Source organism: Streptomyces sp. NPDC057280, assembly GCF_042668605.1.
In the GTDB taxonomy this organism is placed as follows: Bacteria; Actinomycetota; Actinomycetes; order Streptomycetales; family Streptomycetaceae; genus Streptomyces.
In genome coordinates, this window is sequence record NZ_JBHUYR010000005.1 from 347,393 (window position 1) to 373,306 (window position 25,914).

General features: G+C 72.6%; 24 protein-coding genes and 1 tRNA gene. 15 read left to right on the forward strand and 10 right to left on the reverse strand.

Going from position 1 to position 25,914, the window contains the following annotated elements; all coding sequences use genetic code 11:
• Window positions 1-25: 25 nt before the first annotated feature.
• Window positions 26-99, forward strand: a tRNA-Ala gene (locus ACFUO4_RS29125).
• 75 nt (window positions 100-174) lie between these two features.
• Here the strand turns inward: ACFUO4_RS29125 and ACFUO4_RS29130 are convergent.
• Window positions 175-2,835, reverse strand: a complete 2,661-nt coding sequence (locus ACFUO4_RS29130; protein ID WP_383490479.1) for an FtsX-like permease family protein — start codon at window positions 2,833-2,835, stop codon at window positions 175-177.
• Entirely contained in the window at window positions 2,829-3,557 is a 729-nt protein-coding gene (locus ACFUO4_RS29135; RefSeq protein WP_383490481.1) for an ABC transporter ATP-binding protein, read from the reverse strand. The genes ACFUO4_RS29130 and ACFUO4_RS29135 overlap by 7 nt, the downstream gene beginning before the upstream one ends.
• A 178-nt stretch (window positions 3,558-3,735) precedes the next feature.
• On the opposite strand from ACFUO4_RS29135, the gene ACFUO4_RS29140 reads away from it, so the two are divergent.
• Both ACFUO4_RS29140 and ACFUO4_RS29145 read left to right on the forward strand, forming a co-directional pair.
• Window positions 3,736-5,007: a sensor histidine kinase gene (locus ACFUO4_RS29140; RefSeq protein WP_383490483.1), complete on the forward strand. Its 1,272-nt coding sequence runs from the start codon at window positions 3,736-3,738 to the stop codon at window positions 5,005-5,007.
• Window positions 4,980-5,639, forward strand: a complete 660-nt coding sequence (locus ACFUO4_RS29145) for a response regulator (RefSeq protein WP_383490485.1) — start codon at window positions 4,980-4,982, stop codon at window positions 5,637-5,639. Before ACFUO4_RS29140 ends, ACFUO4_RS29145 begins: the two co-directional genes overlap by 28 nt.
• A 161-nt stretch (window positions 5,640-5,800) precedes the next feature.
• Here ACFUO4_RS29145 and ACFUO4_RS29150 read toward each other — a convergent pair whose 3' ends face one another.
• A complete protein-coding gene (locus ACFUO4_RS29150; RefSeq protein ID WP_383490487.1) occupies window positions 5,801-6,277 on the reverse strand; it encodes a GNAT family N-acetyltransferase in 477 nt (158 codons plus the stop codon).
• An 85-nt stretch (window positions 6,278-6,362) separates the two neighbouring features.
• On the opposite strand from ACFUO4_RS29150, the gene ACFUO4_RS29155 reads away from it, so the two are divergent.
• Window positions 6,363-7,166, forward strand: a complete 804-nt coding sequence (locus ACFUO4_RS29155; protein ID WP_079312474.1) for an exodeoxyribonuclease III — start codon at window positions 6,363-6,365, stop codon at window positions 7,164-7,166.
• Window positions 7,167-7,177: 11 nt separating this feature from the next.
• Here the strand turns inward: ACFUO4_RS29155 and ACFUO4_RS29160 are convergent, their stop codons facing one another.
• Window positions 7,178-7,822 carry a MerR family transcriptional regulator gene (locus tag ACFUO4_RS29160; RefSeq protein ID WP_128112383.1) on the reverse strand — a complete coding sequence of 215 codons (645 nt, stop codon included), beginning with the start codon at window positions 7,820-7,822 and terminating at the stop codon, window positions 7,178-7,180.
• Window positions 7,823-7,957: 135 nt separating this feature from the next.
• Here ACFUO4_RS29160 and ACFUO4_RS29165 point away from each other — a divergent pair, with 135 nt between their 5' ends.
• The 4 genes from ACFUO4_RS29165 to ACFUO4_RS29180 all read left to right on the forward strand — a co-directional run bounded on the left by ACFUO4_RS29165 (window position 7,958) and on the right by ACFUO4_RS29180 (window position 11,520).
• Window positions 7,958-9,466, forward strand: a complete 1,509-nt coding sequence (locus ACFUO4_RS29165) for a flavin-containing monooxygenase (protein ID WP_383490490.1) — start codon at window positions 7,958-7,960, stop codon at window positions 9,464-9,466.
• A complete protein-coding gene (locus ACFUO4_RS29170) occupies window positions 9,463-10,380 on the forward strand; it encodes an alpha/beta fold hydrolase (RefSeq protein ID WP_383490492.1) in 918 nt (305 codons plus the stop codon). The genes ACFUO4_RS29165 and ACFUO4_RS29170 overlap by 4 nt, the downstream gene beginning before the upstream one ends.
• Window positions 10,377-11,261, forward strand: a complete 885-nt coding sequence (locus ACFUO4_RS29175) for an SDR family oxidoreductase (RefSeq protein WP_383490494.1) — start codon at window positions 10,377-10,379, stop codon at window positions 11,259-11,261. Before ACFUO4_RS29170 ends, ACFUO4_RS29175 begins: the two co-directional genes overlap by 4 nt.
• Before the next feature lie 88 nt (window positions 11,262-11,349).
• A complete protein-coding gene (locus ACFUO4_RS29180) occupies window positions 11,350-11,520 on the forward strand; it encodes a hypothetical protein (RefSeq protein WP_179143585.1) in 171 nt (56 codons plus the stop codon).
• 123 nt (window positions 11,521-11,643) lie between these two features.
• Here the strand turns inward: ACFUO4_RS29180 and ACFUO4_RS29185 are convergent, their stop codons facing one another.
• The gene (locus ACFUO4_RS29185) at window positions 11,644-14,871 is read right to left on the reverse strand and encodes a S41 family peptidase (RefSeq protein WP_383490497.1); all 3,228 of its coding nucleotides are present in this window, start codon (window positions 14,869-14,871) and stop codon (window positions 11,644-11,646) included.
• Between the two features lie 178 nt (window positions 14,872-15,049).
• On the opposite strand from ACFUO4_RS29185, the gene ACFUO4_RS29190 reads away from it, so the two are divergent.
• From ACFUO4_RS29190 to ACFUO4_RS29220, 7 genes are all read left to right on the forward strand, one after another.
• Window positions 15,050-15,658, forward strand: coding sequence for a TetR/AcrR family transcriptional regulator (locus tag ACFUO4_RS29190; protein ID WP_383490499.1), 609 nt, complete (start codon window positions 15,050-15,052; stop codon window positions 15,656-15,658).
• 128 nt (window positions 15,659-15,786) lie between these two features.
• On the forward strand, window positions 15,787-17,991 hold the full coding sequence (locus tag ACFUO4_RS29195; protein ID WP_383490501.1) for an MMPL family transporter: 2,205 nt from the start codon (window positions 15,787-15,789) through the stop codon (window positions 17,989-17,991).
• 152 nt (window positions 17,992-18,143) lie between these two features.
• Window positions 18,144-18,695 (forward strand): isochorismatase family protein, encoded by a 552-nt coding sequence (locus ACFUO4_RS29200; RefSeq protein WP_383490503.1) that lies wholly within the window; start codon window positions 18,144-18,146, stop codon window positions 18,693-18,695.
• 74 nt (window positions 18,696-18,769) lie between these two features.
• On the forward strand, window positions 18,770-19,288 hold the full coding sequence (locus tag ACFUO4_RS29205) for a YbaK/EbsC family protein (RefSeq protein WP_383490505.1): 519 nt from the start codon (window positions 18,770-18,772) through the stop codon (window positions 19,286-19,288).
• Window positions 19,285-20,130: a DMT family transporter gene (locus tag ACFUO4_RS29210; RefSeq protein ID WP_383490507.1), complete on the forward strand. Its 846-nt coding sequence runs from the start codon at window positions 19,285-19,287 to the stop codon at window positions 20,128-20,130. Before ACFUO4_RS29205 ends, ACFUO4_RS29210 begins: the two co-directional genes overlap by 4 nt.
• Before the next feature lie 30 nt (window positions 20,131-20,160).
• Entirely contained in the window at window positions 20,161-21,681 is a 1,521-nt protein-coding gene (locus ACFUO4_RS29215) for a TIR domain-containing protein (protein WP_383490509.1), read from the forward strand.
• Between the two features lie 85 nt (window positions 21,682-21,766).
• Window positions 21,767-22,042: a DUF1876 domain-containing protein gene (locus tag ACFUO4_RS29220; RefSeq protein WP_383490511.1), complete on the forward strand. Its 276-nt coding sequence runs from the start codon at window positions 21,767-21,769 to the stop codon at window positions 22,040-22,042.
• A 20-nt stretch (window positions 22,043-22,062) separates the two neighbouring features.
• Here ACFUO4_RS29220 and ACFUO4_RS29225 read toward each other — a convergent pair whose 3' ends face one another.
• The 5 genes from ACFUO4_RS29225 to cbiQ form a co-directional block, all read right to left on the reverse strand.
• Complete coding sequence (locus ACFUO4_RS29225; RefSeq protein ID WP_383490513.1) at window positions 22,063-23,217, reverse strand: serine hydrolase domain-containing protein; 1,155 nt, start codon at window positions 23,215-23,217, stop codon at window positions 22,063-22,065.
• A gap of 46 nt (window positions 23,218-23,263) precedes the next feature.
• Window positions 23,264-23,722 carry an organic hydroperoxide resistance protein gene (locus ACFUO4_RS29230; protein WP_383490515.1) on the reverse strand — a complete coding sequence of 153 codons (459 nt, stop codon included), beginning with the start codon at window positions 23,720-23,722 and terminating at the stop codon, window positions 23,264-23,266.
• 104 nt (window positions 23,723-23,826) lie between these two features.
• The gene (locus ACFUO4_RS29235; protein WP_383490757.1) at window positions 23,827-24,258 is read right to left on the reverse strand and encodes a MarR family winged helix-turn-helix transcriptional regulator; all 432 of its coding nucleotides are present in this window, start codon (window positions 24,256-24,258) and stop codon (window positions 23,827-23,829) included.
• A gap of 85 nt (window positions 24,259-24,343) precedes the next feature.
• Window positions 24,344-25,165, reverse strand: a complete 822-nt coding sequence (locus tag ACFUO4_RS29240) for an energy-coupling factor ABC transporter ATP-binding protein (RefSeq protein WP_383490517.1) — start codon at window positions 25,163-25,165, stop codon at window positions 24,344-24,346.
• The gene (gene cbiQ, locus ACFUO4_RS29245; protein ID WP_079312715.1) at window positions 25,153-25,914 is read right to left on the reverse strand and encodes a cobalt ECF transporter T component CbiQ; all 762 of its coding nucleotides are present in this window, start codon (window positions 25,912-25,914) and stop codon (window positions 25,153-25,155) included. Before cbiQ ends, ACFUO4_RS29240 begins: the two co-directional genes overlap by 13 nt.

Consider the following 25,914-nt stretch of genomic DNA (forward strand, 5'->3'; position numbering starts at 1 on the left):
GGTGCTAAGGTTTCACTCGTTGCAAGGGCCTGTGGCGCAGTCCGGTAGCGCACCTCGTTCGCATCGAGGGGGCCAGGGGTTCAAATCCCCTCAGGTCCACGCAGCATAGAGCCCCTGGCGGTGATCACCGCCAGGGGCTCTTGCCATGCCTGCGGGAGGACGAGCCGCCGCCACCTAACGTCGGCCGCCGACCGGCCCCCGTAGTGCGAGACCCGCCGGGACCACCGCCGCGACGACGGCGAGGACCGCGCAGGCCGCGGTGGTCGCGCCGAGTTCCGGCCAGGGGACGTGGATCGGGGACCGTACCGACTGAAGGCCGAGGGCGGTCCACATGCCGGTGAGGTTGAGGGCCGTCACGAGCAGGCCCAGGACCGCGCCCGCCGCGACCACCGTCAAGGACTCCAGGGCCACGAGACGGAGCACCTGGGTGTGCGTGGCCCCCGCCCGTCGCAGGGCCGTCAGTTCGCGGGTGCGGTCGGACGTCGCCATCAGGAGCGTGTTGGCGAGCGAGACGGCCGTGTAGAGGAGAGCTATGCCCAGGACCAGGAAGTAGCCGAGGCGGGTGGTCGCGTCGGCGGCCGCGAAACCGGTCGCGGGGTGGGCGGTGGCCAGCCACGCGTCGCGGGTGAGCAGCGTCGCGCCGGGGGCCGCCGAGCGCAGCGCCGCCCGCACCGACCTGGCCTCGGCGCCCGCCCGCACCCTCACCTCCACCCGGTCCACCACCGCCCCGCGCGCGTTGGCCGGAGTGACGTAGACCCCGTTGTCGCCCGTCCCGACCGGCATCACCGCGGCGATGCGGAGGGATCTGCGGGTGCCGTCGCCGAGCCAGACGGTGACGTGTTCGCCGACCTCGTGCCGTGCCCACTCCTCGTTGACGACGATCGAGTCGTCGGACAGGTCGGAGAGCCGGCCTGCCGTCAGGGGAACGGCGGTCGTCCTGGCGAGCCGCTCCGGATCGGCCGCTCTCGCCTCGGACTTGACCAGGGCCACACCCTCCTCCAGCACGTACACCGCGCTCGACGCGGTCGGTGAGACCTCGGCGCCCCGGACCGCGCGCAGTCGGTCCAGTGTCCGCGCGTCCAGGCCGGTCGCCGAGGTCAGCACGTAGTCCGCCCGCGTCCGCTCCCGAGCCTCCGTGGCCCGCGCGCCGTTCAGGGTCGCCGTCGCGCCCAGCAGGGAGCCCGTCAGGGCCACCGTGACCAGCACGGGCGCGGCCAGGGCGGCCGTGCGGCGGAGGGAGGCGGAGGTGTTGGCGCGGACCAGCATGCCGCGCGGGGTGAGGAGCCGGATCAGGGGGCGGACCAGGAGCGGCGACAGGAGCGCCGTCGCCGTGATCAGGAGCAACGGACGGCTGGTGTACGTCTTGCGGTGCAGCAGGTCGCCCGGGTCCGTCAGGAGCGTCACGGCGAGCGTGACCGCTGCCGTCAGCAACAGGGCCGCCCCGCACAGGAGTCGGGCCCGCGTCAGCGGCCGCTCGTCGGCCGACGCCTCGCGCAGGGCCTGGGTCGGGGCGGTGCGGCCGGCCCGCCAGGAGGCGGCCGTCGCGCCGCACAGCGCCACCGACAGGCCCGTCCAGAACGCCATGTGGTACGGCCAGACATGGACGCCGATCGTGAACCAGGCCGGCGCGACACCCCCCTCGACCACCCGATCCGCGAGCCACGGGGCGCCGTACGACCCCAGCGCACAGCCCGCCGCCGACGCCAGGACGCCCACGAGCAGGGCTTCCGCCAGCACCGTGCGGCGGATCTGGCCCGGCGTCGCGCCCGCGGTGCGCAGCAGGCCGAACTCCCTGCGGCGCCGGTCCACCGCGAACGCGAACGTGGACGCCACGACGAACACCGACACGAAGCCGGTCACCCCGCCGGCCGTGCCGAACAGGGCGTTCAGCGTCGTCAGCGCCTCGGCGTCACGGCCGGGGTCCGCATCGGCGAGCCGCCGCTCGGCGCCGACCAGGACCCGGGCGCCCGTCCCCGAGGACGCCACCACCCGTCGTACCGCCGCCGGCTCCGCCTCGACCACGAGTTGCGTGCTCACCGGGGCCAACTCGGCGGCACGCGCGTCCGTGTAGAAGAGGGCGCGTTCGAAGCCGGGGGAGCGCGCAGCGCCAACCGAGCGCCCCGCGTCGACGGCCGAGGGCGCTGCGTCGACCCCGCGCCCCGCCCCCGCCGCGTGCCCCGCCTCGCCCCCACGCCCCACGCCCGCCGCGTGGCCCGCCTCCACCCCGCGCCCCACGCCCGCCGCGCCCCCCGCCTCGACCGCGTACGCTGCGCCCTCCGCGCCCTCGGCGCGCTCCATTCCCTCCGCGCGCCCCGTGCCGACCCCGCGCCCCGCATCTGCCACGCGCGCCGTGCCCACCACCCGTACCGTGCCGTGCGCCGTCCGCAGGCGCTCCCCTACGGCCGTCCCCGCACCCGTGGCGGCCACCACTTCGTCCGCCGCGCGTGGCGGACGGCCCGATGTCAGGTGGTACGGGGCGAAGGCCGCGGTCGACCAGGGGTGGCCGATCAGGTCGTCGCCCACGGCGAAGGTGTGGTCCTGAGTGACTGGGCCGAGCTTGCGGAGCGCGGCCACTGTCTCCGGCGGTATCGGGCGTGGGTGGGCCAGGAGTTGGGTGCGGTCGCCGATCCGGGTCGGTACGCGCAGGGTGTCCTCGCCCTGCACCACGACCGGGGCGGCGGCGAAGCGTTCCGGTGCCCGCTCGGGGCCGTCGAGGGAGGAGGCGAGCGTCAGACCCATGACCGTGAGCAGGGCGACGCCCAGGGAGAGGGCGACGAGGCTGCCGGTGAAGGTGGTCCAGCGGCAGCGCAGGGAGCGCAGGGCGAGGGTCAGCACGGTGCCGCCTCCAGCGTGGTCATACGAGTGGCGACGTCGGCCGCCGACGGCCCCGTCAGCTCCCCGTGCACCCGGCCGTCGACCAGGAAGACGACGCGGTCGGCGTACGACGCGGCCACCGGGTCGTGCGTGACCATGACGATCGTGCGGTCCTCGGTGTCGACCAGGTCGCGGAGGAGCGACAGCACCTCGTGGCCCGCGCGTGTGTCCAGGGCACCGGTGGGTTCGTCGGCGAAGAGCACCTCGGGGCGGGTGATCAACGCGCGGGCCAGGGCGACGCGTTGCTGCTGGCCGCCGGAGAGCCGGTCGGGTCGGTGCCGGGCGCGGTCGCCGAGTCCGACCCGTCGCAGTGCCTCACGCGCGTGGGCCTTCGACACGCGCCGGCGGGCCAGGCGCAGCGGCAGGACGACGTTCTGCTCGGCGGTGAGGGAGGGCAGGAGGTTGTACGCCTGGAAGACGAAGCCGACGCGTTCGCGGCGCAGCAGGGTCAGGCGGCGTTCGCTCAGCCCGGTCAGTTCCGTGTCGCCGATGCGCACCGAGCCGGAGGTCGGCCGGTCCAGGCCGGCCGCGCACTGCAACAGCGTCGACTTGCCCGAGCCGGACGGGCCCATGACCGCCGTGAACGTGCCCGTGGGGAAGGCCAGCGAGACGCCGTCCAGCGCTCTCACGCCGTCGTCGCCGTCGCCGTAACGCCTGCTGACGGAAGTCAGTCGGATGGTCATCTGCCCTCACTAGGTGTGGAGTGGTTCGCGGAGGTCCGGAAGAGGGCTCCACCCAACCGCGTCGCCCTGCCCCGAAGCAGTGCGGCAGAAGCGAGACTTGGGGTAGGGCCAGGCATACCCCCGGTTGTCCGGCTGGACGGATTCCGCCCGCCCCGGCCGGCCTCCTACCGTGATCTCCATGACGGTGTGGCAGGCGCTCGGCGGGCGCGGTTATCTGAGGTCGGCGTGGCCGTGGCGGTCGGTCGCGTTCCTGGCGAGCGGGGCGCTGTTCGGGGTGGTCGTGCTGGTCGGGATCGTGGCCGGGGTCGCCGTGGGGGCGGCGACGGCTGTGGTCCTCGTCGGGCTGCCGTTGCTCGTGCTCACCGCGCTCGCCGGGATTCCGGTGGCCGCCGTGGAGCGGTGGCGGGTGCGGACGGCGGGGGTGGGGGACGCGCCCGCCGGGGCGCATCGGGTGCCTGACGCGCCGGGGCTCGCGCGCTGGCTCGCCGTACGGCTCAAGGAGGCGGAGACCTGGCGGGAGTTGGCGTACGCCGTGCTCCTCGCGCTCGTGCTGTGGCCGCTGGACGCGCTCGTCGTCACCTTCGCCGCCGGGGTGCCGCTGTTCCTGCTCGCGACGCCCCTGCTGGTCGCCGTCGAGGGCGAGGCGAAGGTGGTCAAGCTGTGGACGGTCGACACCTGGCCGGCCGCGACCGGGGCCGCGGTGGCCGGCGGCGTGCTGCTCCTGGTGGGGGCGTACGTGCTGGGGGTGGCCGCCGGAGCGCGCGCAGAGGTGGTGAAAGCCTTGTTGGGGGCGCGCGGGCAGGACAGCGCGCGGGTCGCTGAGCTTGTGCGCTCGCGCGTGCGGCTGGTGGACGCCTTCGAGGCGGAAAGGCGCCGTATCGAGCGCGACCTGCATGACGGCGCACAACAACGGCTCGTCGCCCTCACCATGCGCCTCGGCCTCGCCCGCCTCGACGTCCCGCCCGGCCCGCTCGCCGACCAGCTCGCCACCGCGCACGGCGAGGCCGAGAAAGCCCTCGCGGAGCTCCGCGAACTCATCCACGGCATCCACCCCAAGGTCCTCGCCGACTACGGCCTCGAAGCCGCCGTCGCCGACGCGGCCGACCGCAGCGCGATCCCCGTGGACGTCCACCTCGACCTGCCCGGGCGGCTGCCCCGCCCCGTCGAGTCCGCCGCCTACTTCGTCGTCTGCGAAGCCCTCGCCAACGTGGGCCGGCACAGCGGGGCGAGCCGGGCGGTCGTCAGCGGTGGGCACGACGAGGAGCGGCTGACGCTGGAGGTCCGGGACGACGGACGCGGGGGCGCGGATCTCGGTGGCGGCACCGGGCTGACCGGTCTCGCCGACCGGGTGTCAGTGCTCGATGGCAGACTTTTCCTGTCCAGCCCGCCGGGCGGACCGACCCTGCTGCGAGTGGAGATCCCTTGCCGGCCGACCGAGCCCTGCGCATAGTCCTCGCCGAGGACAGCGTGCTGCTGCGCGACGGACTCGTCGGCCTGCTCACCCGGTTCGGGTACGAGGTGGTCGCGGCCGTCGGCGACGCGGACGCCCTCCTCGACGCCGTCGCCGAGCACACGCCGGACGTGGTCGTGACGGACGTCCGCATGCCGCCCGGCTTCCAGGACGAGGGACTGCACGCGGCGGTGAAGCTGCGCGAGGAGCGGCCCGGACTGCCGGTGCTGGTCCTCAGCCAGTACGTGCAGCGGGCGTACGCCGCCGAACTCCTCGACTCCGGCGACGGCACCGGGGTCGGCTATCTGCTCAAGGACCGGGTGGGCCAGGTCGAGGAGTTCGTGGCCGCGCTGCGGGAGGTCGCGGCCGGGGGCACGGTCGTGGACCCCGAGGTCGTACGGCAGCTGCTGCGCCGGCGGCGGGATCCGCTCGCCCGGCTCACCCCGCGCGAGCGGGAGGTGCTGGCGCTGATGGCCGAGGGCAAGTCCAACGGCGCGATAGCCAAGGCGCTGGTGGTGTCCGAGGCGGCGATCGGCAAGCACATCGGCTCGATCCTCACCAAGCTGGACCTGCCACCGGCCGACGACACGCACCGCAGGGTGCTGGCGGTACTCGCCTATCTCAGGGCCTGAGCCCTCCGCCCCCGGCCTGCCCTCCGCCCCCGGCCTGCCCTCCGCCCCCGGCCTGCCCTCCGCCCCGCCCTGAGCCCCCCGCCCCCGGCCTGAGCCCCCCGCCCCCGGCCTGAGCTCTCCGCCCTCGGGCCTGAGGTCTCCGCGACCCCGGCCCGAGCCGCTCACAGCGCCTTCGCGTAGCAGCGGCTCGACTCGTAGTGCCGGTAGTAGCCGAACTTCGCGCACGGCTCGTAGCCGCTGGAGACGTACAGCGCTATGGCCTCCGGCTGCTTGTCGCCGGTCTCCAGGACCATGCGGAGCCGGCCCGCCGCGCGCGCGTCCTCCTCCAGGGCGGCCAGGATGCGCCGGGCGAGGCCGCGACCCCGGGCCTGCTCGACGACGTACATCCGCTTGAGCTCGGCGTCCCCGTCGCTGTAGCCCTCGTCGTTGGCGTCCTGGGTGCGCCAGCCGCCGGTCGCGACGGGGCTGTCGAACTCGTCGTAGGCGATGAGGTAGACGCCGTTCGGGGACGCGAAGTCCGAGGGGCTCAGGGGCGTGGCGTCGCCCTCGTCGCCGTACCGGGCGGCGTACTCGGCCTGGACCTGGTCGTTGAGCTTGACGGCGTCGGGGTGGTCGAAGGAGACGCGGCGGATGTCCATGGGCAAACCGTAAACCAATGAGGAGAAGCGTATATCGATACAATCCAGAACAGGACTCAGTCCAGTGTGCGGGTAAGGTGCCCTGGTGCTCACTGTGACCTCTGCGAATGTAAACGGACTGCGCGCCGCCGCGAAGAAGGGCTTCGTGGAGTGGCTCGCGGACACCTCCGCCGATGTGCTCTGCCTGCAGGAGGTGCGCGCCGAGCCGCAGCAACTGCCCGAGGAGGTCCGCGCGCCCGAGGGGTGGCACGTCGTGCACGCCCCCGCCGCCGCCAAGGGCCGCGCCGGCGTCTCCCTCTACAGCCGTCGCGAGCCCGACCGTGTCCAGGTCGGCTTCGGGTCGAGCGAGTTCGACACGAGCGGGCGGTACGTCGAGGTCGACCTGCCCGGTGTGACGGTCGCCTCCCTCTACCTCCCCTCCGGCGAGGTCGGCACCGAGCGCCAGGACGAGAAGGTCCGCTTCATGGGCGAGTTCCTCGCCTACCTCAAGGGCCTGCGCGAGCGCTCCGCCGCCGACGGCCGCGAGGTCGTCGTCTGCGGCGACTGGAACATCGCCCACCAGCCGGCCGACCTGAAGAACTGGCGCGCCAACCAGAAGAACTCCGGCTTCCTGCCGGAGGAGCGGGAGTGGCTGACGCGGGTCTTCGACGCGGCCGACGGGGGGTACGTCGACGTGGTGCGGGCGCTGCATCCCGATGTCGAGGGGCCGTACTCGTGGTGGTCGTACCGGGGGCGGGCCTTCGACAACGATTCAGGTTGGAGGATCGATCTCGCCGTCGCGACTCCCGGCCTTGCGGGGAAGGCTGTCAAGGCGTTCGTGGAGCGGGCCGCCAGCCATGGCGAGCGGTGGTCGGATCACGCTCCCGTGACGGTCGTCTTCGACATGTGACGGGCGACCGGCTAGGTGCGCTTGCGCAGCCGTCGGTCCAGCGCCAGTGAAAGCTCCGCCTCCACCACGCTCCGCGCGAGCGGGCGCAGGCGGGTGAGGTCGTTCTCCGTGGTGTGGCGGAGGACCAGGTCGGCGAAGAGTTCCGCCAGTTCGTCGACGTGGTCGCGGACGCGTTTGCCGGCGGCCAGGACCTCGGCGAGGGGGATGCCCTCGGCGACCAGGGCCGAGGAGACGTCGAGGAGGCGGCGGCTGATGTGGACGATCTCGTCGCCGTCGGTGCCGAGGTAGCCCAGGTCCAGTGCGGCGGCGAGGTTCTCCGGGGTGACCTGGCCCTCGAAGCGGGCGGCGAGTTCCTCGGGGGTGAGGCGGACCGGCTCCTCTTCGGAAGGGGGGTCCACGCCCAGCAGGTCCGCCACGTCGCGGCCGTGGTCCAGGGCCTCCGCCAGTTCCGCGATGCCGGTCAGGGTGTGGCCGCGTTCCAGCAGCGCCGCGATCGTGCGCAGGCGGGCCAGGTGGTGGTCGTCGTACCAGGCGATACGGCCCTCGCGGCGGGGCGGCGGGAGCAGTTTGCGTTCGCGGTAGAAGCGCAGGGTGCGCACTGTGATGCCGGCCCGCCTCGCCAGCTCCTCCATGCGGTACTCACGCTTCTCCGTCACGACCGCAGCCTATGTTGTACCGCCGGTAACTTACCTCCCCGCGACCCCTACCCATCGGTACGCGGCTGCTCTACTCTCCCCATTGCGCCAGTGTTCACTGGCAGAGTCCGAAGAGCGATGCGTGGAGGCTTCGGGATGAGCGAGCACGAGGACGTGCACGAGCATGTGCGGGTGGTGGTGATCGGGTCCGGGTTCGGGGGGCTCGGGGCCGCCGTACGGCTGCGGCGGGAGGGTGTCACCGACTTCGTCGTGCTGGAGCGGGCGGACAGCGTCGGGGGCACCTGGCGGGACAACAGTTACCCCGGGTGCGCGTGCGACGTGCCCTCCCACCTGTACTCCTTCTCCTTCGCGCCCAACCCCGACTGGCCGCGCACCTTCTCCGGGCAGGAGCACATCCGGGCCTACCTGGAGCACGTGGCCGACGTCTTCCACCTCCGGCCGCACATCCGCTTCGGCTCCGAGGTGATGCGGATGGCCTGGGACGCGGAACGGCTGTGCTGGGACATCGAGATCAGCGGGGGCCGGCGGCTCTCCGCCGATGTCGTCGTCTCCGCCACCGGGCCGCTGTCCGACCCCAAGATCCCCGACATCCCGGGGCTCGACTCCTTCCCCGGCAAGGTCTTCCACTCCGCGCGCTGGGACCACGACCACGACCTGCGCGGCAAGCGCGTCGCCGTGGTGGGCACCGGGGCCTCCGCGATCCAGATCGTGCCCGCCATCCAGCCGCAGGTCGGCCGGCTCACCCTCTTCCAGCGCACCCCGCCCTGGGTGATGCCCCGCGTCGACCGGGCCATCACCGGCGCCGAGCGAGCGCTGCACCGGGCGCTGCCGTTCACCGGGCAGGCCCGGCGCGGACTGCTGTGGGGCATCCGCGAGTTGCAGGTCTCGGCGTTCACCAAGCACCCCGACCAGCTCGGGTTCGTCGAGCAGCTGGCCAAGCGGAACATGGGGCGGGCGATCAAGGACCCGGCGCTGCGCGCCAAGCTCACCCCCGACTACCGCATCGGCTGCAAGCGCATCCTGCTGAGCAGCGAGTACTACCCGGCGCTCGCCCGGCCCAACGTCGACGTCGTCGCCAGCGGGCTGCAGGCCGTGCGCGGCTCCACCCTCGTCGCCGCCGACGGCACCGAGACCGAGGCGGACGTCATCGTCTTCGGTACGGGCTTCCACGTCACCGACATGCCCATCGCCGAGCGGGTCGTGGGCGCGGAGGGCAGGACCCTCGCCGAGGTGTGGAAGGGCGGCATGGAGGCCCTGCGCGGCGCCTCGGCCGCCGGGTTCCCCAACTGGATGACCATCATCGGGCCCAACACCGGCCTCGGGAACTCCTCGATGATCCTGATGATCGAGTCCCAGCTGAACTACCTGGCCGACTTCGTACGGCAGTTGGACGTCCTCGGCGGACGCGCCGCCCTCGACGCCCGGCCCAGCGCGGTCGGCGCCTGGAACCGGCGGGTGCAGGAGCGGATGAGGCGCACGGTGTGGAACACCGGCGGCTGCACCAGCTGGTACCTCGACGCGAACGGTCGCAACACCACCATCTGGCCGGGGACGACGAGCGAGTTCCGGCGGGCGACACGGCGCGTGGACATCACCGAGTACGAGGTGCTGCGTGCGAAGAAGAAGGCCGAGGTCGCCTCGTGAGCCGGCTGACCTCCGTCGCGTCCGGGCCCTACGCCCCGCCCGCGCCCACCCGTGAACTGACCGCCGTCTCCGCCGACGGGGCCCGCCTGCACGTCGAGGTCCACGGCCCCGAGGGCGCCCCCGCCGTCGTCCTCGCCCACGGCTGGACCTGCTCGACCGCCTTCTGGGCGGCACAGATCCGGGACCTCGCCGTCGACCACCGGGTCATCGCCTACGACCAGCGCGGCCACGGACGCAGTCCCGCGAGCCCGGCGTGCAGCGTGGACGCGCTCGCCGACGACCTGGAAGCCGTACTGGAGGCGACCCTGGCGCCGGGGGAGCAGGCCGTGATCGCCGGGCACTCCATGGGCGGGATGACCGTGATGGCGGCCGCCGGCAGGACGAACTTCCGGGAGCACGCCGCCGCGGTCCTGCTGTGCAGCACCGGGGCCTCGCGGCTGGTCGCCGAGTCGACCGTCGTACCCCTGCGGCCGGGACGGCTGCGGACCTGGCTGACCCAGCACATCCTCGGGTCACGGGCGCCGCTCGGGCCGGTCACTCCGCTCGCCCGGCGGATCCTCAAATACGGGACGATGGGGCCCGGTTCGGCCCCGCACATGGTGGAGGCGTGCGCGCGGATCGTGCACGCGTGCCCGCGCAAGGTGCGGTACTCCTGGTCGCAGGTGCTCGATCTGCTCGACCTCGACCACGGGGTGCGCTCCCTCGACGTGCCGACGGCCGTCGTCGTCGGTACGGCCGACCGGTTGACGCCGCCGGTGCACGCGCGTGAGCTGGTGGCGGCGCTGCCGCAGTGTGTGGGGCTCACCGAACTGCCGGGAGTCGGTCACATGACACCCATAGAGGCTCCCGAACTGGTCACCGGGAAGATCCGGGACCTCGTGACGACATACGCGACGCTCAAGGAGGGCGCATGAGCAAGGTCGGACTCGAAGGACAGGTCGCCGTCGTCACGGGTGCCGCGCGCGGTGTCGGCGAGCTGCTGGCGCGGAAGCTGTCGGCGCGGGGGGTGAAGGTGGCGCTGGTCGGCCTGGAGCCGGACGCGCTCAAGCAGGTCTCCGAGCGGCTGCACAGCGACAGCGACCACTGGTACGCCGACGTCACCGACCACGAGGCGATGGCGCGGGTCGCGCGGGAGGTCAAGGAGCGGTTCGGGAAGGTCGACATCGTCGTCGCCAACGCCGGTGTGGCGACCGGGGGTCCGTTCGTGGACTCCGACCCGGAGGCGTGGCGGCGGGTGATCGAGGTCAACCTGATCGGGTCGGCGGTCACCGCCCGGGCCTTCCTGCCGGTGCTGATGGAGAGCCGGGGGTATCTGCTCCAGATCGCCTCGCTCGCGGCCATCACCCCGGCGCCGATGATGACCGCGTACTGCGCGTCCAAGTCCGGTGTGGAGGCGTACGCGCACAGTCTGCGGGCCGAGGTCGGGTACAAGGGCGTGCGGGTCGGCGTCGGCTATCTGTCCTGGACCGACACGGACATGGTGCGCGGCGCCGACCAGGACGAGGTCATGCGCGAGCTGCGGCAGCGGCTGCCCTGGCCGTCCAACAAGACGTACCCGCTGGGTCCGGCGGTGGACCGGATCGTCGCCGGGATCGAGCGGCGGTCGAGTCATGTGTACGGGCAGTGGTGGCTGCGCGGCATGCAGGGCGTGCGCGGGTACCTGCCGGGGCTCATCGGGACGGTCGGGGTGCGGGAGATGCGGCGGTTCGGAGACCGGTTGGAGGGCATGCGGTCCGGACTCGTCGGCGCAGGTGGGGCGGCTGATGAGGAGGCGCGCGCTACGCGCCGTGACTGATCGAAATGCGCACTGTGTCCGGGCGTGTGAATCTGGTCGAGGCCCCGGCTCGGGGCTCTTCCCCCACCCACATCGGGAGTGAACCCACATGGGTATGAAGGACCAGTTCCAGGACAAGTCGGAACAGTGGCAGGAGCAGGCCAAGCAGCGCGCTCAGCAGGGCAAGGAGCAGGCGCAGCGTGGCAAGCAGCGGGACGAGGAGACGGAGCGGCTCCTGAGTGAGGAGCAGGACCGTCTCGACCAGGACTACGACGCTTAGTCGCTGACGGTTGGTGTGAGGCGCCCCGGGTTTTCGGGGCGCCTCATGCTGTGTTACGAGTGCGGGCCGGTGGGGGGTGGCGCGCAATTCGCCGCGCCCCTGGGCGCGTTACCCCCACGTCCCTCAAGTCCTCGGCGGCAACTTCGGCCTCGATCTGTCCGGTACGTCGCTGTAATCCGGCGGCGTCGCCGGGGGGTTGGTGGTCAGGAGGTCCACCGCCAGCTTCACCGCGTCGTCCAGCTGGGCGTGGCGGCCCTCCGCCCAGTCCAGGGGGGTGCGCAGGATCTCCAGGTCCGGGGTCACGCCCCGGTTCTCCACGCTCCAGCCGTACGCGTCGAACCAGCCCGCGTTCATCGGCACCGTGATCACCGTGCCGTCGCCGAGCTGGTGGCGGCCGGTCATGCCGACCACTCCGCCCCAGGTGCGCTGGCCGACCACCGGTCCCAGCTTCAACAGCTTGAACGCGGCCGTGATCATGTCGCCGTCGGAGGACGTCGCCTCGTCCGCGAGGGCGACCACCGGGCCGCGCGGGGCATTCGAGGCGTACGACACCGGCTGGGCGTTCCTCGTGAGGTCCCAGCCGAGGATCGTGCGGGTCAGCTTCTCCACGACGAGTTCGCTGATGTGGCCGCCCGCGTTGCCGCGTACGTCGACGATCAGCGCCGGCCTCGACACCTCCATGCGCAGGTCCCGGTTGAACTGGGCCCAGCCGGAGCCGCCCATGTCGGGGATGTGCAGATAGCCGCAGCGGCCGCCGCTCAACTCCCGTACCACCGCACGGCGTTTGGCCACCCAGTCCTGGTACCGCAGGGGGCGTTCGTCCAGCAGCGGCACCACGGCCACCCGGCGCGCGCGGCCCTCGCCCTCCGCCGGGGTGAACGTCAGCTCCACCGTGGTACCGCCCGCCCCGGCGAGCAGCGGGTACGGGCCCGTCACCGGGTCGACGGGGCGGCCGTCGACGTGGGTGAGGACCGCGCCCTCGCGGATGCCGGTACCGGCCAGCGGGGAGCGGGCCTTGGAGTCGGAGGAGTCGCCGGGGAGGATGCGCTTGACCGTCCAGCCGGCGTCCCGTCGCACGAAGTTGGCGCCCAGGAGGCCCTGGCGGCGCTGGTAGTGGGGCGGGCCCTCGTTGCGGCGGGCGGCGGTGACGTAGGCGTGGGAGGTGCCCAGTTCGCCGAGGACCTCGCGGAGCAGGTCCGCGAACTCGTCGGGTGTGGCGACCCGTTCGACCAGCGGGCGGTACTGGTCGAGGACCGCGTCCCAGTCGATGCCGCACATCCCCGGGTCCCAGAAGTAGGCGCGGATCAGCCGGCCCGCCTCCTCGTACGCCTGGCGCCACTCGGCGCCGGGGTCGGCCTCGTGCAGGATGCGGCGGGCGTCGATCCACACGGTGGAGTCGCTGTCGCCGGACTCGGTGGCGGGCACCGCGCGCAGGTCGCCCTCGTCGACGACGACCAGCCGCGAGCCGTCGCCGCTGACCGCGAACCAGTCGAGGTCGTCGACGAGTTCGGACTTCTTCGCCTTGCTGATGTTGAAGTACTCCAGGGTCGGGCGGCCGCTGGTGTCGTCCGGGTTGGCGAAGGTCTCTCCGAGGGCGCCCGAGATCGGCCAGCGCAGCCAGACGAGCCCGCCGCCCGCCACCGGGTACAGCGCCGAGTACTTGGAGGCGCTGACCGGGAAGGGGGTGACGCGGCTCTCCAGGCCCTCCACCTCCACCGTGACGGTGCTGCCGTCGCCCGGGTCGTCCTCCGCAGGGTCGAGGCCGCCCGCCGCCGGGCGCCCTTCGGGGTTCAGGGCGAAGGGGGAGGGGGTGGCCGAGGACAGCGGGACCAGGTACGGGCGGCAGCCCAGCGGGAAGGAGAGGTCGCCGGTGTGGACGTCGTACACCGGGTCGAAGCCACGCCAGGAGAGGAAGGCGAGGTAGCGGCCGTCGCGGGTGAAGACCGGGTTCTCGTCCTCGAAGCGGCCGTTGGTGACGTCGACGATCAACCGGTCCTTCATGCGGGCCATCTTGATCTGGCGCAGGGATCTCCCGATCCCCGGGTGCGACCAGGTCAGCCAGGAGCCGTCCGGGGAGAAGGACAGGTCGCGGACCGGGCCGTTGATCGAGCGGATCAGCTCGGTGACCTCGCCGTTGGAGTCCTCGGTCGCGTCGATGAGGAGGAGCCGGCCGTCGTGGGAGGCGATGGCGAGGCGCTCGCCGCGCGGGTCGGAGACCAGTTCCAGGACGCGGCCCAGTTCGCCGGAGGCGAGCCGGCGGGGCTCGCGGTCGCCGGTCGCGCGCGGGAGGTGGGCGATCTCGATCGCGTCCTCGCCCTCCGCGTCGGTGACGTAGGCGACCTGGCCGACCGAGCCGAGCATCTCCGGGAGCCGGACCCGTACGCCCGGGGTGTCGGTGATCGTGCGGGCCGGGCCGTCGCGGTGGGTCAGCCAGTACAGGCTGCCGCGGACGACGACGGCGCTCGCGCGGCCCGTCTCGTCGACCGAGACGCCGTCCACGTGCTGGGCGGCCGGCACCTGGTAGGTACGGCGTCCCGCGCGCGGGCCGCTCAGCCGGACGTCGAGCCTGCGGGGCGTACCGGCCGGGGACAGGTCGTCGACGATCCACAGGTCGCCCGCGCACTGGTACACCACCCGGGTGCCGTCGCTCGCCGCGTGCCGGGCGTAGAAGGCGTCGTGGTCGGTGTGGCGGCGCAGGTCGGAGCCGTCGTACGCGCACGAGTAGAGGTTGCCGACGCCCTCGTGGTCGGAGAGGAAGGCGATCCGGCCGCCGACGAACAGGGGGGAGTGGAGATGGCCGTCGAGGTCCTCCCGGAGGCGGTGGCCGTGCAGCCACAGGCGGCCCGTGGCGCCGCCCCGGTAGCGCTTCCAGGCGGCCGGTTCGTGCGGCGGGGTGCCGGTGAGCAGCAGGGTTCTGCGATCGCCGTCGAGGTCGGCGACCTGGATGTCGGAGACCGGGCCCCAGGGGAGCTTGCGGCCGGGGTCGCCGTCGGTGCGGACCTTGTAGGCCCAGGTGAAGTAGGAGAAGGGCTCGCCGTGGGAGGCGACGGCCAGGATCTGGCCTTCCGGCGTCCATCCGCAGACCTGCGTGTCCGGCGAGCCCCAGTAGGTGAGCTGTCTGCCGGGGCCGCCCGCCACGTCCACCAGATGGATCTCGGGCACGAGGCTGCGCCAGCTCGTGTACGCGATGTGGCGGCCGTCGGGGGAGAAGCGCGGGTGGCCCACCTTGGTACGGTCGACGGTGAGCCGCCAGGCGCGGTCCGTTCCGTCCACGGGGGCCAGCCACAGGTCGTCCTCGGCCACGAAGCACAACAGGTCACCGCTCAGATGCGGCAGGCGCAGATAGCTCACCTCTTCATGCTTTTCCGGGGGAACAGCCGGAGCAACTTGTGAAAAACCGGACCCGGGTGACGCACGACACGAACGAAACCGTTTCGTTTCGCTAGCGGGTGCGCTACATTCGTCTTGTACTCACGTACGAAACCGTGTCGTTCGGCATGGGACGCCGGAGTGGGAAAGGGTGAGAGGGATGACTGAGGTCGCGACGGCGCGTCGCAGTCGGATCACGCCCGAGCGCGAGGCCGAGTTGTACGAGGCCGTGCTCGATCTGCTCCGCGAGGTCGGCTACGACGCCCTCACCATGGACGCCGTGGCCGCCCGGACCCGGTCCAGCAAGGCCACGCTCTACCGTCAGTGGGGCGGCAAGGCCGAACTCGTCGCCAAGGCCGTACGGCACACCAAGCACAGCGGAGGCGCCGGCCCCTCCGAGATCGACACCGGGTCGCTCAAGGGCGACCTGCACGCCCTCACGCTGCGCTCGGACGACTGCACGATGGAGCAGAACGCCGCGCTCATGCGGGGTCTGGCCATGGCGATCCATGGCAATCCGGACCTCCTGAAGGCGTTCAAGGAGTACCTCATCGGGCCGGAGATGGCAGAGTTCCGTATCGTCGTGCAGCGCGCGATCGACCGCGGCGAGGTCCGCGCGGACAACCCCGCGATCGACTACGTGATGCACATGATGATCGGCGGTTTCGCCGCCCGTTCGATGATCGACGAGCAACCGCCCACCCAGGCGTTCCTGCTGTCGTACATCGACGCCGTGGTCCTCCCCGCCCTCGGCAACCAGAACGTCTGACGTTCTTCCCCCGCACCACCCTCACCTGACGTACCCGCTCATGTCGTCGGGACGATCACCCCTGCCACCCACCGGGCTGATCACCCCTGTCCCTGAACACCCCACGACCTGACCGGGAGTACGCCCACGTGGCCACTTTCCTGTACAAACTCGGCCGGCTCGCCTTCCGGCGACGGCATTTCGTCGCCCTCATCTGGGTCGCCCTGCTGACGCTCGCGGGCGTCGGCGCGGCCAGCGCCCCCGCCGCGGGCTCGTCGTCCTTCTCGATCCCCGGCACGGAGGCGCAGAAGGCCTTCGACCTGCTGGAACAGCGCTTCCCCGGAAGCAGCGCCGACGGCGCGACCGGACGCCTGGTCCTCAAGGCGCCCGAGGGCGAGAAGATGACCGACGCCGCCAACAAGGCGACCGTCGCCAAGACCGTGACCGCGCTGGGCGACGGCTCCGAGGTCGTCTCCGTCACCGACCCCTACAAGACCCACGCCGTCAGCAAGGACGGCACGGTCGCCTACATCTCGGTGACGTACGACGCGCCCGCCATGGAGCTCAAGGACTCCACCCGGGACGCCCTGGAGACGGCCGGGGACCAGGCCCGGGACACCGGGCTGACGGTCGAGGTCGGCGGTGACGCGCTGCAGGCCGGGGCCGAGCCGGGCGCGATCGGCGAGGTCGTCGGTCTCGCCATCGCCGCGGTCGTGCTGGTCATCACCCTCGGCTCGCTGGTCGCGGCCGGGCTGCCGCTGCTGACGGCCATCATCGGCGTCGGCATCGGCGTCTCCACCATCACCGCCCTCGCCAAGGCGCTCGACCTCGGCGACACCACCTCCACGCTCGCCCTGATGATCGGCCTCGCGGTCGGCATCGACTACGCCCTGTTCATCGTCTCCCGCTACCGCGGCGAGCTGGCCGAGGGCCGCGACCACGAGGAGGCGGCCGGCCGGGCCACCGGCACGGCGGGCTCGGCGGTGGTCTTCGCCGGCCTCACGGTCGTCATCGCGCTGGCCGGACTGTCGGTGGTCGGTGTGCCGATGCTGAGCAAGATGGGCCTCGCCGCGGCGGGCACCGTCGTGATCGCCGTCCTCATCGCGCTCACCATGATCCCGGCACTGCTCGGGTACGCGGGCCGGAAGATCCGCCCGGCGGGCGAGAAGCGCAAGAAGTCCGCCGACACGGCGGCCGGGAAGCCCAACCTCGGCACCCGCTGGGCGAGCTTCGTCATCCGTCGTCCGGCCGCCGTGCTCCTGATCGGCGTGGTGGGCCTCGGCGCGGTCGCGCTGCCCGCCACCTCCCTGGAACTGGGCCTGCCCGACGACGGCTCGCAGCCGACCTCCACCACCCAGCGCCGCGCCTACGACCTGCTCTCCGAGGGCTTCGGCCCCGGCTTCAACGGTCCTCTGATGGTCGTCGGCGACGCCAAGGACAGCGCCGACCCGAAGGCCTCCGCCACCGAGGTCGCCGACCGGATCAAGGGCTTGGACGACGTCGTGACGGTGACGCCCGCGACGTTCAACAAGGCCGGGGACACCTTCACCATCACCGTGATCCCGGACTCCAAGCCCTCCTCCACCCAGACCGAGGACCTGGTCCACGCCATCCGGGACGCGGGGGCGGACGTCAAGGCCGGCACCGACACCGACGTCCTGGTCACCGGCACCACGGCCATGAACATCGACTTCTCGCAGAAGCTCACCGACGCGCTGATCCCGTACCTGGCGCTGGTGGTCGGCCTGGCCTTCCTGCTGCTGATCGTGGTCTTCCGCTCGATCCTGGTCCCGCTGAAGGCGGCCCTCGGCTTCCTGCTCTCCGTCCTCGCCGCGCTCGGCGCCGTCGTCGCGGTCTTCCAGTGGGGCTGGCTGGGCGGTCTGATCGGCGTGGAGGAGACCGGCCCGATCATGTCGATGATGCCGATCTTCATGGTCGGCGTGGTCTTCGGTCTCGCCATGGACTACGAGGTGTTCCTCGTGACCCGGATGCGGGAGGCGTACGTCCACGGCGAGTCCCCGAGCCAGGCCGTGGTGACCGGGTTCAAGCACAGCGCCCGGGTCGTGGTCGCCGCCGCGGTGATCATGATGGCCGTCTTCGGCGGCTTCATCAGCTCCAGCGAGTCGATGATCAAGATGATCGGCTTCGGCCTCGCGATCGCGGTCTTCTTCGACGCGTTCGTCGTCCGCATGGCGATCGTCCCGGCGGTGCTCGCCCTGCTCGGCAAGAGGGCCTGGTGGCTGCCGAAGTGGCTGGACCGCGCCCTGCCGAACGTGGACGTCGAGGGCGAGGGGCTGCGTCGGCTGGACGACGACAAGAGGGACGACGAGGACCGGGAGCTCGTGGGGGTCTGACGTACCTGGCCCGGACCTGCAGAGACCTGAACCCACGGGTACGTCGGACCCGTGGGTTCAGGGCCGGGGCCGGGGTCTACGGGTACGTCGGACCCGTAGGGCCGGGGCCGGGGCCGACGCTGTTGTCAGTGCCGCGGTCTAACGTGGCGGGCATGACCACACTTGCCGCACGACCGCGCACGGCCCTGCTCGTCATCGACGTCCAGAAGGGCGTCGTGGCCGAGGCCCACCAGCGCGACGCCGTCGTCGCCAACATCGCCGCGCTCGTCGACCGGGCCCGCGAGGAGGGCGTCCCGGTGGTCTGGGTCCAGCACTCCGACGACGACCTGGTGAAGGGCAGCGAGGCCTGGGAGTACGCGCCGGAGCTGATACGCCGGGACACCGAGGCGCTCATCCACAAGAACTTCGGCGACTCCTTCGAGGAGACCGAGCTGGAGGACGTCCTCGCGGCGGCCGAGGCGGGCCATCTCGTGGTGACCGGCGCGTCGACCGACGCCTGCATCCGCTCCACCATCCACGGCGCCTTCGTCCGCGGCTACGACGTCACCCTCGTCAGTGACGCCCACACCACCGACGACAACAGCGAGTGGGGCGCCCCGCCCCCGGAGCAGGTCATCGCCCACACCAACCTGTACTGGCAGTACCACTCGGCACCGGGGCGGACGGCGGCGGTGGCGGAGACGAAGGACGTCACCTTCACGTGACGTCGCCGGGCCCGGCTCCCGGGCCCGGCATAACGGGTCGCCTGTGCCCTACACGCACCGCTAGCGTGCGGTGCATGACGACCACCGACAGCCCAGCGGGCACCGCGGATTCCGGCGCCCACCCCCTGTTCGCCGAGGCCCTGCGCGCCAAGGGGCTCGACGAGTTGCACGCGCGGGTCCGCCGCTTCCCCGAGGCCACCCGGACCGCCACCGAGGCCGCCGCGGCGATCGGCTGCGAGCTCAGCCAGATCTGCAAGTCGCTGATCTTCGCGGCCGACGGGGTGCCGGTGCTGGTGCTGATGGACGGGGCCTCCCGGGTCGACGTCGAGCTGGTGCGGGGGGAACTCGGCGCCGAGAAGGTGACGCGGGCCAAGGCGGACGTCGTACGGGAGACCACCGGCTACGCCATCGGGGGCGTGCCGCCCTTCGGGCACCGTACGGAGACGCGGGTGCTGGCCGACCGGTCGCTGCTGGAGCACGACCTCGTGTGGGCCGCCGCCGGCCATCCGCACGCCGTGTTCCCCATCGCGCCCGAGGACCTCGTCGCACACGCCGGCGCCACCCTCGTGGACGTGCGCGAGCACACCCCGTGACGCCGGCCGTCACCGCGGCGGTGCTGCTCGCCGCGGTCACGCACGCCAGCTGGAACGCCATCGCGCACAAGATCACCGACAAGCTCGTCGGGTTCACCCTCATCGCGGGCGGCGGGACGCTGATCGGGCTGGTCATGGTGCCGTTCGTGGCGATACCGGCGGCGGAGGCGTGGCCGTATCTCCTCGCCTCCGCCGTGATCCACGTCGTGTACTACATGCTGCTGATGAAGTCCTTCCGGCTGGGGGACTTCGGGCAGGCGTACCCGATCGCCCGCGGCAGCGCGCCCCTCGTCGTCACCGTCCTCGCCGCCGTCTTCGCCCACGAGGTCCCGGACGGGTGGGCCGCCGCCGGGATCGCGGTGTCCTGCGCCGGACTCACCGGCGTCGCGCTGTGGGGGCTGCGCGGGCGCCGGCCCGACTGGGCGGCGATCGGGGCCGCGCTGGCGACGGGGCTCTCCATCGCCGCGTACACCGTCGTCGACGGTCTCGGGGTGCGGGCCTCCGGGTCGTCGCTCGGGTACATCGCCTGGCTGATGGCCCTCGAGGGCGTGTGCGTACCGGCGTACGCGCTCTACCGTTGGCGCGGTCAACTGCTCGCCGAACTCAGGCCGTTCGCGGCGGTCGGGCTGCTCGGCGCCGCGCTGTCGGTCGCCGCGTACGGGCTCGTGCTGTGGGCGCAGACCAAGGCCGAGCTGGCGCCGATCGCGGCCCTGCGGGAGTCGTCGATCATCGTCGGCGCGGCCATCGGGGCGGTGTTCTTCAAGGAGCGGTTCGGGGCGCCGCGGATCGTGGCGGCCGGGTTGCTGGTGACCGGCATCGGGCTCATGCTGCACGCCGGGTGACGGACCGCTCACTGGCTAGTCTGTGCCCCCATGAGCGGCGTCTTCATCAACTACCGCAGGGGCGGGCACTCCGGTGTCGTCGACGACCTCGACGCGGCGCTCGCGCGGCACTTCGGCAGGACCCAGGTGTTCCTGGACCGGCCGTCCCTGCTGCCGGGGCAGCGGTTCGCGGACGCGCTGGCGGAACGGGTCGCCGACTGCGACGCGCTGATCGCCGTGCTCCACCCCGGGTGGGCGGACGAACGGCACGCGGCCGAGGCACGGCATCCGTCCGGGGCGGGGCGTCTTTCCGGGGTACCGCACCCAACCGGGCAGCGGCGGCTGGACGATCCGGAGGACTGGGTTCGGCGCGAGATCGAATGGGCCCTGGCGGGTGGGAAGTTCGTCCTCCCGGTGCTGCTGGACGGCGCCGAGATGCCCACCGCGGCCGAGCTGCCGGTCACGCTCCGGGCGCTCGCCGGGCTCAACGCGCCCCGGCTGCGCGCGGCGCACTGGACCGCCGACCTCGCCGTGGTGGTCGCCGCGCTGGAAGGCGTCGTCCGCCCCGACTGGGAGCCCGTCGACCCTCCCGAGAAGCGCGGGGCGCGGCTCGGCGGGCGGTGGCTCGCGGCGCTGACCGCGGCGGTGGCCGCCACCGTTCTCGTCGGCGTGCCCCTGCTGCCCCAGGACGACGACTGGGTCGGCACCGGCGTCCTGCCGTACACCCTGACCGCGGCCCTGATGTGCTGCCTCCTGCTCTGCGCCCCGCTGCTCGCGGTCACCGCCGTGCGGATCGCACGGCGGTCCGTCGACGACCTGGAGCGCGAGCTGCACACCGTCCGGCACCGCACCTACCTCCGCAGGACCTGGCCCGTCGGCGTCGGCCTCCTCCTGGTCGGGGTCTACGGCGCGCTCCGCGGCGACCTGGGCATGGTGCAGGCGCTGGTCCTGCTGCTGATCCTGGGCGTCGCGGTCGCCCGGGCGGCGGCCGCCGACATCCGGCTGCGCCGGCGCGACGACGAGCTGTGGGCCGGCTGGCCGCACCGGCTGCCCGACCGCGTCCACCGCGCCGAACTGCGCCGCGCCGTCGCCCGGCTCCACCTGCGCCTCGACCGGATGACCGCCCCGCTCTCGCGCGAGCAGCGGGAGAAGGCCGACTGGGAGCTGGACGACATCGCCGCGGCGGTGCGGCGAGTGGCGCGGGAGGCGGCACGGACGCGGGGGCACTGGCTGCGGCGGGACCATCCGTGGCTGTGCGCCCTCTACGTGGTGTGGCTGGCGCTGATCGCCGCGCTGGCGGCCGCGTCGGCGCGGGCCTTCGCCGACGCCGGGGAGGGGACGGTCCGGCGGTACGTGACGCTGGGGGTGGTCGTGCTGATCGCGGTGCTGCTCGCGCTCGGCACGCTGGAGATCGCGTACCGGTACCAGCGGCGGCAACGGCGGGAGCTGGTACGGCAGATCGACGGACACCGGGAGGCGCTGGCCGCGCGGGTGGCCGGGATGAGCCTGCCCGCGCGCGTCAAGGCGACGGCGCCGGCACCGCGGCCGGAGGAGTACGCGGAGCCCGAGTAGGCCCTGGCGATCGGCGGCCGGGCCGACTGGTCGCGGGTGCCCCTGCGGGAGCACTCTGGAAGGAGTTCTTCCGGAGGTGATCGACATGATGCGCACCACTGTGGGATGGCACGTCGAGATGGAGTTCATGGAGGACGACGAGCACACCCGGGCGGTGGCGATGGTCCGGCTGCCCGACGGCAGCGAGGTACGGGCCCACGGCCATGCCAGCCGCCACCACACCGACTCGCATCAGCCGCGGGTCGGCGAGGAGATCGCCGGGGCCCGCGCGCTCAACGAGCTCGCCATGCAATTGCTGACCAAGGCGCACGGCGAGATCGACGCGGCATCCGGGCGGACATCCCACCCGATCCACGTGTAGCTGCATGTGCGGCTAAACGGCTATACGGCTTGTCGGACCGCCCGCACCAGCGCCTGCGCCCGCGGATCCGCCGTGACCGTCTTGCGCAGGCCGTTGGTCACATAGCCGAAGGCGATGCCCGACTCCGGGTCGGCGAAGCCGAGGGACCCGCCGCGGCCGGGGTGGCCGAAGGAGCCCGGGCCGAGGAACGGGGACGCGCTGCCGTGCAGCATGTAGCCGAGGCCGAAACGGGTGTTGACCACCAGCACCCGGTCCGGCCCCGCCGACTCCTCCGCGCGGGCGCGCGCCACCGTGTCCGGGGACAGCAGCCGCACACCGTCCACCTCGCCGATCGTCGCCGCGTAGAAACGGGCCAGACCGTCGGCCGTGGCGATCCCGTTGGTCGCGGGCAGGGCGCTCGCCCGGTAGGCCGGGTCGTTCTGGTCGGGGAAGGGGGTGATCGCGTCGAAGGCGCGGTTGGTGAGGGAGCCGGGGTCCTCGTAGGCCTCGGTCACCGAACGCTTCGGGCGCATCCGCAGCGCGGCGGCGGCCTCCGGCGCGTCGACCCGGCCCACCCGCCCGGCCCGGTGCGCCTGCGCCTGCGGCAGCCCCAGCCACAGATCCGCCCCGAGCGGCCCCGCGATCCGCTCGGCGATCCACTCACCCGTGCGGTGCCCCGTCACCCGCCGCACCAGCTCGTCCACCAGCCAGCCGTACGTCAGCGCGTGATAGCCGTGGTCCGTGCCGGGCTCCCACACGGGCGCCTGAGCGGCCACGGCCGCCGGACCCTTCGACGGGTCCAGGGCCTCGGCGGGCGTGATCGGACGGTCGAGGACGGGCAGGCCCGCCCGGTGGTTGAGCACATGCCGGACCAGGACCCGCTCCTTGCCGTGCGCCTTGAACTCCGGCCAGTACTCGCCGACCGGCGCGTCCAGGTCCAGCCGCCCGTTCTCGGCCAGCATCAGCGGTACGGCGGCGGCGACGCCCTTGGTCGCCGAGCGCACGATCTGGGCGGTGCCGCGCTGCCACGGCTCGGTGCCGTCCACGTCCTTCGTACCGGCCCACAGGTCGACGACCTTGTGCCCGTCCCGGTAGACGGCGACGGCCGCGCCCCGGTCCCCGAGCTGCTCGAAGTTCCGGACGAACGCGTCCCTGACCGGCTCGAAGCCCTCGGCGACTGTGCCGTTCACGTCCACGGCCGTACTCCTTAGCGTGCTGCTCGGTGCGGTGGGTGTCCCCACATCAGCCAAGCAGGATCGTCACGTCGATGTTCCCGCGGGTCGCGTTGGAGTACGGGCACACCTCGTGCGCGGCGTCCACCAGCTTCGCCGCGAGGCCCGCGTCGAGGACCGGGAGGGAGACGCTCAGGGCGACCGCGAGACCGTAGCCGCGGTGCTTGTTGGGGCCGATGCCGACCTTCGCGGCGACGGTGGAACCGGTCAGGTCGTAGCCCTCACGGTTGCCGACGAGGATGAGCGCGTTGTGGAAGCAGGAGCTGTAGCCGGCGGCGAAGAGCTGCTCCGGGTTGGTGCCGTTGCCGTCGCCGCCCAGCGCCGGAGGCATCGCGACCTTCAGCCCGATCTGCCCGTCCTGACTGGTGACATAGCCGTCCCGGCCGCCGTGCGCGGTGGCCTCGGCGACGTACATGATCTTCGTCGGACGGGTGTCGACGGTGGTGGTGTCGGCGGTGGTGTCACTCATGGCTGGCCCCCCAGAACAAGTGCGCGCAAATACATCGTGCACAAGGTACCGACCAGTAGGGAGGGGGCGGCCTACCGGGGGTGGCAACCGTGGGTAACAGGAGTTCAGAAGGGGCGCTCGGCCGCCTTGTGCGCCTTGTCCGCGAGCTCCCACAACTCCTCGCGCAACTTCGCGACGCCCGTGGTGTCGAGTCCGGTCGCGGACAGGAGTGCGCCCGGGACGCGCGCCGCGCGCTCCCGCAGTTCCTCTCCGCGCCCTGTGCACGCGACGAGCACCGAGCGCTCGTCGTGGGCCGCGCGCTCCCGGCGCACCACCCCCGCGCTCTCCAGCCGCTTGAGCAACGGCGACACCGTGCCGTAGTCGAGCCGCAGCGCCGCCGCCAGCTCCTTCACCGTCGTCTCGCCGCGCTCCCAGAGCACGAGCAGCACCAAGTACTGCGGATAGGTGAGACCGAGCTCCTCCAGCAGCGGGCGGTACGCGGCCGTCACCGCGCGCTGGGCGGCGTACAGCGCGAAACACAGTTGCTCGTCCAGCAGGAGCGACCCGTCGGGCGCCGTGCGCGCCCTCTCGGCGCGCGCCCCCGCCTCGCCTCGCGTCTCCTCGTTCGTCACGCGCCCATTGTCACGGACGGTCCGAGCCGGCGGACACCGAACGCGGGTCGAAGCCGAACGGCAGCTCCAGGCGGTGGGCGCGCATCAGGTCCTCGTCGGAGAGCAGCTCGGCCGTCTTGCCGTCGGCCGCGATGACGCCCTCGCTGAGGATGAGGGAGCGCGGGCACAGCTCCAGGGCGTACGGGAGGTCGTGCGTGACCATGAGGACGGTGACGTCCAGGGAGCGCAGGATGTCGGCGAGTTCGCGCCGGGAGGCGGGGTCGAGGTTGGAGGACGGCTCGTCGAGGACGAGGATCTCCGGCTCCATGGCGAGCACGGTCGCGACGGCGACCCGGCGGCGCTGGCCGAAGGAGAGGTGGTGCGGCGGGCGGTCCTTGAACTCGGCCATGCCGACGCGCGCCAGCGCGCGGTCCACGCGCGCTTCCAGTTCCGCGCCCTTCACGCCCGCGGCCGCCGGCCCGAACGCGACGTCCTCACGCACGGTCGGCATGAACAACTGGTCGTCGGGGTCCTGGAAGACGATCCCGACCCGGCGCCGGATCTCCGCCATGTGCCGCTTGCCGACGGGCAGTCCGGCGACGTGCACGGTGCCGGTGCCGCCGGACAGGATGCCGTTGAGGTGGAGCACGAGGGTCGTCTTGCCGGCGCCGTTCGGCCCGAGCAGCGCGACCCGTTCGCCGCGCCCGATCGAGAAGTCCACCCCGAACAGGGCCTGATGCCCGTCCGGGTAGGCGAAGGCGAGGCCGGAGACCTCCAGAGACGCGGCCCCGGCGTCCGACCCACTCACAGCGTCCGACCCACTCACAGCGTCCGTCCCAGTCACAGCATCCATCCCAACAGACAGACGAGCAGAGCCGCACCCGGCAGCGCGAACGCGTACGTCCACTGCGCCCGGGACGCGGTCACCTCGTCGATGACCGGCATCGAACCGGCGTACCCCCGGCTCACCATGGCGAGGTGCACGCGCTCGCCGCGCTCGTAGGACCGGATGAACAGGGCGCCCGCGGACTTCGCGAGCACCCCCCAGTGCTTCACGCCCCGGGCCTCGAAACCGCGCGACTCGCGTGCGATCCGCATGCGCCGCATCTCGTCCGTGATCACGTCGCCGTACCGGATCATGAAGGAGGCGATCTGCACGAGCAGCGGCGGCAGCTTCAACCGCTGGAGGCCCAGGAGCAGTTCCCGCAGCTCGGTCGTGGACGCCAGCAGTACGGACGCGGCGACGCCGAGGGTGCCCTTGGCGAGCACGTTCCAGGCGCCCCACAGTCCGCTGACGCTCAAGGAGAGGCCCAGCACGTCGACCCGCTCGCCCTCCGCCACGAACGGCATGAGCACCGCGAACGCGACGAACGGCACCTCGATCAGCAGCCGCTTGAGCAGGAAGGCGGCGGGCACGCGCGCGACGTACGCGACGACGCCCAGCAGGACCGCGTACAGCGCGAACGCCCACATCGCCTCCCGCGGGGTCGAGACGACGACCACCACGAAGCAGAACACCGCGGCGAGCTTGGTGTGCGGCGGCAGGGCGTGCACGGGGGAGTGCCCGTGCCGGTAGAGCCTGTGCGCGTGTCCGGCTCCCAT

Bases quoted from the DNA above. Each gene is read 5' to 3' on its own strand.
- ACFUO4_RS29135 (WP_383490481.1), bottom strand. From the start codon at position 3,557: ATGACCATCCGACTGACTTCCGTCAGCAGGCGTTACGGCGACGGCGAC.
- ACFUO4_RS29140 (WP_383490483.1), top strand. From the start codon at position 3,736: ATGACGGTGTGGCAGGCGCTCGGCGGGCGCGGTTATCTGAGGTCGGCG.
- ACFUO4_RS29150 (WP_383490487.1), bottom strand. From the start codon at position 6,277: ATGGACATCCGCCGCGTCTCCTTCGACCACCCCGACGCCGTCAAGCTC.
- ACFUO4_RS29165 (WP_383490490.1), top strand. From the start codon at position 7,958: ATGAGCGAGCACGAGGACGTGCACGAGCATGTGCGGGTGGTGGTGATC.
- ACFUO4_RS29175 (WP_383490494.1), top strand. From the start codon at position 10,377: ATGAGCAAGGTCGGACTCGAAGGACAGGTCGCCGTCGTCACGGGTGCC.
- ACFUO4_RS29180 (WP_179143585.1), top strand. From the start codon at position 11,350: ATGGGTATGAAGGACCAGTTCCAGGACAAGTCGGAACAGTGGCAGGAG.
- ACFUO4_RS29190 (WP_383490499.1), top strand. From the start codon at position 15,050: ATGACTGAGGTCGCGACGGCGCGTCGCAGTCGGATCACGCCCGAGCGC.
- ACFUO4_RS29200 (WP_383490503.1), top strand. From the start codon at position 18,144: ATGACCACACTTGCCGCACGACCGCGCACGGCCCTGCTCGTCATCGAC.
- ACFUO4_RS29205 (WP_383490505.1), top strand. From the start codon at position 18,770: ATGACGACCACCGACAGCCCAGCGGGCACCGCGGATTCCGGCGCCCAC.
- ACFUO4_RS29215 (WP_383490509.1), top strand. From the start codon at position 20,161: ATGAGCGGCGTCTTCATCAACTACCGCAGGGGCGGGCACTCCGGTGTC.
- ACFUO4_RS29220 (WP_383490511.1), top strand. From the start codon at position 21,767: ATGATGCGCACCACTGTGGGATGGCACGTCGAGATGGAGTTCATGGAG.
- ACFUO4_RS29230 (WP_383490515.1), bottom strand. From the start codon at position 23,722: ATGAGTGACACCACCGCCGACACCACCACCGTCGACACCCGTCCGACG.
- ACFUO4_RS29240 (WP_383490517.1), bottom strand. From the start codon at position 25,165: ATGGATGCTGTGACTGGGACGGACGCTGTGAGTGGGTCGGACGCTGTG.
- cbiQ (WP_079312715.1), bottom strand. From the start codon at position 25,914: ATGGGAGCCGGACACGCGCACAGGCTCTACCGGCACGGGCACTCCCCC.